This is a genomic window from Bradyrhizobium sp. JYMT SZCCT0428, from assembly GCF_018131075.1.
Classification (GTDB): Bacteria; Pseudomonadota; Alphaproteobacteria; order Rhizobiales; family Xanthobacteraceae; genus Bradyrhizobium.
In genome coordinates this window covers 1-4,936 of sequence record NZ_JAFCLS010000131.1, presented here as the reverse complement: position 1 = coordinate 4,936, position 4,936 = coordinate 1, and the positions used below count along the sequence as shown (strand labels likewise).

The 4,936-nt window shown below is 56.8% G+C and carries 5 protein-coding genes; 3 read left to right on the top strand and 2 right to left on the bottom strand.

Features of this window, described 5'->3' with window-relative positions; all coding sequences use genetic code 11:
• Positions 1-417: 417 nt before the first annotated feature.
• A complete protein-coding gene (locus tag JQ575_RS43780; RefSeq protein WP_212039329.1) occupies positions 418-861 on the top strand; it encodes a hypothetical protein in 444 nt (147 codons plus the stop codon).
• A gap of 120 nt (positions 862-981) precedes the next feature.
• Complete coding sequence (locus JQ575_RS43775) at positions 982-1,872, top strand: class I SAM-dependent methyltransferase (protein WP_212039328.1); 891 nt, start codon at positions 982-984, stop codon at positions 1,870-1,872.
• A gap of 328 nt (positions 1,873-2,200) precedes the next feature.
• Here the strand turns inward: JQ575_RS43775 and JQ575_RS43770 are convergent, their stop codons facing one another.
• Entirely contained in the window at positions 2,201-2,458 is a 258-nt protein-coding gene (locus JQ575_RS43770; RefSeq protein ID WP_212039327.1) for a hypothetical protein, read from the bottom strand.
• A 944-nt stretch (positions 2,459-3,402) separates the two neighbouring features.
• Between JQ575_RS43770 and JQ575_RS43765 the strand changes: the two genes are divergently transcribed.
• Positions 3,403-3,603, top strand: coding sequence for a hypothetical protein (locus JQ575_RS43765; RefSeq protein WP_212039326.1), 201 nt, complete (start codon positions 3,403-3,405; stop codon positions 3,601-3,603).
• 983 nt (positions 3,604-4,586) lie between these two features.
• Here the strand turns inward: JQ575_RS43765 and JQ575_RS43760 are convergent.
• The gene (locus JQ575_RS43760; RefSeq protein ID WP_212039325.1) at positions 4,587-4,826 is read right to left on the bottom strand and encodes a DUF6894 family protein; all 240 of its coding nucleotides are present in this window, start codon (positions 4,824-4,826) and stop codon (positions 4,587-4,589) included.
• Between the last annotated feature and the right edge of the window lie 110 nt (positions 4,827-4,936).

The following is a 4,936-nucleotide window of genomic DNA, read 5'->3' as shown; positions in this document are numbered from 1 at the left end:
ACAAAGAAGGAGGCCGCCGACTGGATCGCGGCCAATTCGGAAGACTGGCCAGCTAGATCTAAGTGACCCCGCTTACCAGCCCAGCGAGAGGTCAGGCCGTGGGCTTTACCGAGTGGACGACAATATCTACTCCGCGGCAAACGGCGAACGAGCTTTTTGGGTCAGCGATACTTGGTGGCATTCCCAACTGGGCGGCGCCGAATACTACGAAAGCGAGAACTGGATATACCGAAAGGATGGCGTAGCGTCGTTCTATTACGCCGAATGAATAGTCTGTAGCCCTGCTTGAGCGGATCGAAAGACGCTCGACAGAAATCCGGGTATGCTGCTCCCCACGACAATCTGTAGGTCAGTGACATCTAGGCCCCCAACGGATTGATAATTTGCCGTAGGTGCCCGCCCGCGCTTCAATAGCGCATGCCCGAACTTACCCGCCGCCCACACCCCGAACGCTCCGACTGCTGGCACGTCTACTACGGCGACGTTCAGGTTGGCACGATCGCCGTCCAATCGGGCTTGCCTGTCAAAGCTAAGCAATGGCGATGGGACGTCGGCTCCTATCCGGCATCACACCGCGGGCATAACCGCTCCGGCTATGCGGCGAGCTTCGAGGAGGCGCGGGCCGGTTTCGAAGCAGCCTGGAAGGGCTACCTTCCGAAATGCACCGAAGCTGATTTCAACGAGTATCGGCGCCAGCGCGCCTGGACAGCATGGAAGTACGCCATGTACGACGCCGGCCTGCCCCTGCCGACGCAATCGACTAGTGGACAGGCACGCTGCTTCTGTGGCGCCGCGGTTAATAACGCAGGCGTCCACCGGCACATCCTGGAAGCACATATGGCGGTTCAAGAGCCCGCGTGAATTCGCCGCCGTACCATGTCGGATTGGTTGACCAGAAGGGCGGGCATGTCGTAAGGGCCAAGTGCTGGCGCCTGTGTGCTGCAACTTGCGGCGCTGGTGTGGACCGAGAAGGGGCACGCAATGCAACTGATCGACCGACTGTCGCGGCGGTTAAGACTTCGTTTCAAACGCGAGGTCGAAGAGATCGTCAGCCAGGACCGTCCGGGCGTTTCGGCTAGATTCATCCCTTTACCCCGACGGGATAACGTGTCGTTTGTCAGTCCGTCCGCACCCAACAATCACTTGCCGGTACCACCTCGTCACTTATGGGAGGGTTACGCGGAGACTGAAGCAGAGTATTTAAAATGCGGCCAGGATGATGTGGCGCAGATGCTTGGTATCCTGAACGAAGTCGAACAACGGCCCGTCGCATTGGAACGTGTTCTCGATCTCGGATGCGCCAGTGGACGCATGCTGCGATTTGTGCCGCGAGAGGAGACATCTGAGCATTGGGGGTTGGACATCAACGCCGCTCATATCGAATGGTGCCAACAAAATCTCAATCCACCGATGTTGTTCGCGACCAACACAACAGCGCCGCATCTTCCATTTGAAGATAACCAATTCGATTTGCTTTACTGCGGGTCAGTTTTCACGCACATATCCGAATTGGCTGAGGCTTGGCTCCTCGAAGTTCGGCGAGTTCTCCGCCCAAGTGGTTACGCCTATATCACCATCCATACCCGGCAGACCATTGATCTCCTGCGGACGAAATATCGCGATAATCCACTCTTCGCTGACTTTCTTGCCGAAATCGACTCCGCGCTTGTGAGCCACGAGCCCGAAGGGCGCGAATGGTCAATATTTACTGTGGGCACGGATCCATTCTCTCAGGTATTTTATGATGTTCCTTCCTTGGAGCGACGATGGGGACGCGTGATGCCGGTCCTCGCTGTGGTGGAGAAGGCGCACGATCATCAAGCCGCGGTGGTGATGCGGAAGCGAGCTGCCACTCGGATCGGCGCCAATTGACCCTTCGACTTTGGTTGCCACTTGTTCCCGGAACCATTGAGGCTAGTGGCCCGCACAACCGTAATCTCGTTTTCGGTGGCTCAGGTCCAGACTAGAATCGCGAATCGCTCCACGAAATTCAGTGGTTCACCATGAAGCATTTCGCAGTGCCTCCCTCCAATTCCCCTACGTGGGTCATGATTGCCAGCATTGGAATGGTGTTGTTCGTGTTCGGATTTGTTGTCACTCAAAGTGGCCTGATTTGATTTAGGCCGACCTTCAGGTCCTGATCGGGCGGGCAAACAAGCAGCGTTCTGCGGCCAGTACATCCGTGGTCCGCAGAAATCTGTCACGTTCGCAAGCCGTGCTTGCGGCGCAACTCGTCCCGCGCTTTCGCGGTGATCTTGCCGTGCGCGCTCGGTGTGATCTCGTCGAGTTGCTCATAGAACGACACATCGTCGGTGTAGTCGGACGATTTCGCTGCTCTGAGCGGTGCATTGTGCGGCGCCGGCTCGCCCGGCTCGATCCGTTTAAAGATGTTCGAGTTGACACGGTTCGTTCCGGCCATCATTGCCGCGTGAGTTTTGGTATGAAATGACTTGCTCATGGTGTCGCCTGATCGAATGAGAGAATATTCCCGGATACGGGGTCCATCGGCTCGTCAGGCTCTAAGCCCATTTGCTCTTCCGCAAGCCGCTCCTCTTCGTCTTCCTCCCTGAAGTCGGGACCGAGAATGCCGCGGCGCCTCAATTCGGAGCGCTCGGTTTTTGCCGAGAATTATCCACGCCGGCAGCGGTCGCCGTCACGCCCGCTTTGGGAATCGTTGGCTCCATCGCGAGCTTAGAGAATACATCGAGCACACGCTCCGGGCCCTTGCTGATCTCAGCGCTATCCCAGGGGACCGCAGATGCAAGAGTACCGCGCTTACCTGATCGGCCGGGACGGGCATATCCAGCACCGCGTTGACCTAATCTGCAGGGACGAAAACTCAGCCAAAGAACATGCCAAACAGTTAGTGGACGGTCACGACGTCGAGCTATGGCAGAGCACCCGAAAGCTGGCCCGGGTTTACCATAACGAGCAAGGCCGCCGGGGCTTTTGAAATAAGCCCAGACGCGACCTGCATTTCACCCCGTGACGCGAAGACAAAACCGAGCAAAAGCGGCTGAGGCTCAAAGGGAAGCAGAGTGCGCACCCTAGCGAGGTGCAACGCTTGGCTGCGGGTGGCGCAGGGCTGGCTCGGCTTAACCAAAAACGCCCCCAGAGCGACGACGATCGCGGCGCAAAGTAAGCTTGTGAATGGGATCGATTCCCTTCGCCCCCGACCGGGTTTTTTATTGCTCCAAAAACGCCATGGGAAACTAATCGGCGAATAGCTTGTTTTCACCTTATGAGTAGTGAAGCCGCAACCCTGGTAAAAGAAGCCGAGCGATGCAGGAGGATCGCGCGCTCGATTGGCGATGCGGAAACGGCCTCCAAGCTAATTGAACTCGCCTTTGAATACGAACGGCGGGCTGGGCAGGACACGGCGTCCACTCCCGAAGCGAAGCAATGAAATACCGCGACGTTGAATTTACAATCGTTCAGGGCCTCGGGCGGCAACTTTGGAAATGGTCGGCTTCGCTTCGCGGGACTGAGATGCGAGGACAGGCGGCAACTAAGGCTGAGGCCGTATCTGAAGCCGAGCGTTCGATCGACCGGGCGCTGGCGTCGAATAATCTGAAGCTGATTAAACCGGGTTCCGATAATTAGGCGCTCTAAGGGGCTCGCGCATGACTAAGGCCACACGGGCGTTACACCGTATGGCCTTTAGCCGGGACTGTCCCGCTCCTCGCAAGGATTCCGTCACCGGCTAGACAACAGCGAAACAAGCGGAAGCGTTCCCGAACCGCGCGGCAGTGCTTTCAGTACAAAAGTGTACACATCACTTGCTTATCAGAAATCCAGTACTATTCGCACTAGCCGTTCATGATCGGTAGAGATTTTTCGTCTCTTACTTGGCACAACAGGTTCTGGGGATGGCGACAATGAACGATCTGGCACCGCTACTGAATGCAATCGATACTGCTTATCGCATGGCCGTCAGGGCGGGTCTGCCCAGCTCAGCATTCGGAGCCCGCCCATGAATATGAAGTCTGTCATGCTGGATGCGTTCTCCTGAGCGGATGAATCCAGCTAATTAGAGCTTAGGTGGCCAATTCTCAAAGCCCGCGGCTCCCAGATCGACATACGAAATTCTCGTATTGTCCCGATGGCGGCTCCTGAGCGAGACTTTCAGTTTATGGGCCTTGAAGACGATGCCGCCCACCGTTCGATCCATAATCTCCGCAATTTTCGGAATAGGGTGTCGCTGCGCCAGTTGTTTAAGGTCCCGAATATCTTCGTCAGTCCAACGCCTTCCCATCGACTTACTCCATTACAATACGGGTTCTGAAGTCGGGAAAAAGCGGAAAGTTCCTATCCCGTTGGAACATCCGCCCCGCGTATTTTATGCCCCGGATCTGCGGCCCCAGCGCGCCTGGCAATGCAACCGGGGCCGCCACACCGCATGGCAATGGCGGTTGCCAGGGGTTCTGCCAAGTTACCGCAACCCGTTTTGATCGCTCCGAACTAGTTCGGAGTAACCCTCCCTCAGGAACAAGTGGCAATGACCCGCGCCCATGTCTGGACATCGCAGATTCAAAACAGTCCACTCATGCAGTGCCGAATCTTCGCCATCTCACGAGGAGGCGGCCTTACTTCTTCTCAAGTTTGAACGTGAACCGAGCTTCCATTACCGGCCCGCTGTCGTCGCGAACTTCGACGGACTTCTGGTAGCTAAAGCGGTGGGGAGCGTGTCGGATGGCGTCCCTGGCCAGTTCCGCAAGAGAGCGGGCGGCTTCGACTTGGGCCTGATCCAGGCTGTCGAATTCCAGTCCCTCTTCATCCAGAGCGATCTGATCGCCTTCTCGCAAATCAAAATAATAGCGTGGCATTGAACTGAAATGCCGTGGCTGACGCATCGTAGAAGCCTATTGGATTTTCGCGGCGGAAATGGTCGCTATCAATGCCCTATCGGCATTCCGCACCGTCACGCGGCGGCCGG

Bases quoted from the DNA above. Each gene is read 5' to 3' on its own strand.
- JQ575_RS43780 (WP_212039329.1), top strand. From the start codon at position 418: ATGCCCGAACTTACCCGCCGCCCACACCCCGAACGCTCCGACTGCTGG.
- JQ575_RS43775 (WP_212039328.1), top strand. From the start codon at position 982: ATGCAACTGATCGACCGACTGTCGCGGCGGTTAAGACTTCGTTTCAAA.
- JQ575_RS43770 (WP_212039327.1), bottom strand. From the start codon at position 2,458: ATGAGCAAGTCATTTCATACCAAAACTCACGCGGCAATGATGGCCGGA.
- JQ575_RS43765 (WP_212039326.1), top strand. From the start codon at position 3,403: ATGAAATACCGCGACGTTGAATTTACAATCGTTCAGGGCCTCGGGCGG.
- JQ575_RS43760 (WP_212039325.1), bottom strand. From the start codon at position 4,826: ATGCCACGCTATTATTTTGATTTGCGAGAAGGCGATCAGATCGCTCTG.